At 30.5% G+C, this 1,701-nt stretch carries 1 pseudogene; it reads left to right on the top strand.

The features are described 5' to 3' along the window. A pseudogene (locus BUE91_RS04985) lies at positions 1 to 1,649 on the top strand (adhesin); the annotation flags it as partial. Between the last annotated feature and the right edge of the window lie 52 nt (positions 1,650 to 1,701).

The following is a 1,701-nucleotide window of genomic DNA, read 5'->3' as shown; positions in this document are numbered from 1 at the left end:
GGAAACCAACTAAGGGAGAGCTTGCTATAGGTAATGGATCAACTGACACTAGAAGAATAACAGGAGTAGCAGCAGGGGATAAAGATACAGATGCAGTAAATGTAGCTCAACTTAAAAAAGTAACTTCTGGCTTATTAAATGATAAAGAACTTAAATTTTCTGGAAATGACAAACAAGAAGCTAAAGTTAAAATAGGAGAAAAGCTTAGTATTGTAGGAGAAGGAACAGTTAATGGAACAACAGCAGCTAATAATATAAAAGTAACAACAGATGAAACTAATAAGACATTAACAATAGGATTAGCTGCAAAATTAGTTGATATAGATAGCATAACAACAAAAACGGATATTAATGGTAATTCTTCTGTTTTGTCATCAAAAGAATTTAAGATTACAGGAAGAGATAGTAAGGAAACAGCTATATCATTAGATGCTATAGAAACCAATAATAAAACAGATAGATCTAAATTAACGCCACAAGGATTAGAAATTAATGATGGTGGATTAACAGCTACACAAGAAAAACAAAAGAATGTATTAAATAAGGAATCTATAACAATTACTGATACAAGAGAAGAAAATGGTAAGAGTAAAAATGATACAAATACCATAACAGCATCATCAAGTGAGATAAAAAATAAAGAAGGGTATAGTGTTAAAATAACGGCAGACAAAATAAGTGTATCAAAAGGAAATGATAAAGTAGAGATAACAAAAAATTCCTTAATGGGTGCAACAACTATTGGAAAAGATAGTGATAATAGCTTAATATTTGGTAATGGAAACAATAATTCAATTACTACATTAAAAGTTGGAGGAAAAGAATTAAAATTTGCTAAGTCAGGAGAAAATATAAAGATATCAAATGTAGCTAATGGAATAGAAGACAATGATGCTGTAAATGTATCACAACTTAAAAAATATGTAGAAGCCTTAGGTGGAGGAGCAACAATAGGCAATGATGGTAATGTTACAGGACCAACATATAAATTAAAAGCTGGAAGTACAAATACAACAGATCATAAGACAGTAGGAGATGCTTTAACAGCATTGGATAATGCTATAAATAAATCATCGAAAGATTTATCAGATATTACAAATAAACAAATATCATTCCAAGGTAATGACGGACAATCAATAAGTAAAAAACTAGGAGAAACTTTAAAGATACAAGGTGAGGGAACAGTTTCAGGTGGAACAGCAAAAGATAACATAAAGGTTGAAAAGAATACAGCTGGTGATGGATTAGATATTAAACTTGCTGAGGATTTAAAAAATCTAAACAGTATAGAAACTAAAGAAGTAGATGGAAAGAAAACAAAAATAATGCCTGATGGTGTAGAAGTTACAAGTAATGATAGTAAATCTAATCTTACAGCAGATAAGGTAACATTTGGACCAAAAGACACTAATTCACAGGATAAAACAAGTACAACAATTGAAAAATCAGGATTAACTGTAAAAGGTAAGGACGGAAAAGAATCAGTAACAATAAAAGCTGGAAATGGCACAGATGGTGGAATAATTAAATTATCTGATAAAGATGGAAAAGAAACTATTAAAATAGATGGAGGAAAATCTTCTATAACAGGACTTAAAGACATATCACCAGATGAAACAGATGGATGCATAGCAGTGAATAAGACCTAAGTAGACAATAAGATAAAAGAAATAGCTAATGTACCATTTGACTATTCACCAA

It is taken from the genome of Streptobacillus notomytis (genome assembly GCF_001902585.1).
Lineage (GTDB): Bacteria > Fusobacteriota > Fusobacteriia > Fusobacteriales > Leptotrichiaceae > Streptobacillus > Streptobacillus notomytis.
The sequence above is the reverse complement of the archived record's forward strand: the minus strand, read 5'-3'. Positions and strand labels throughout refer to the sequence as shown.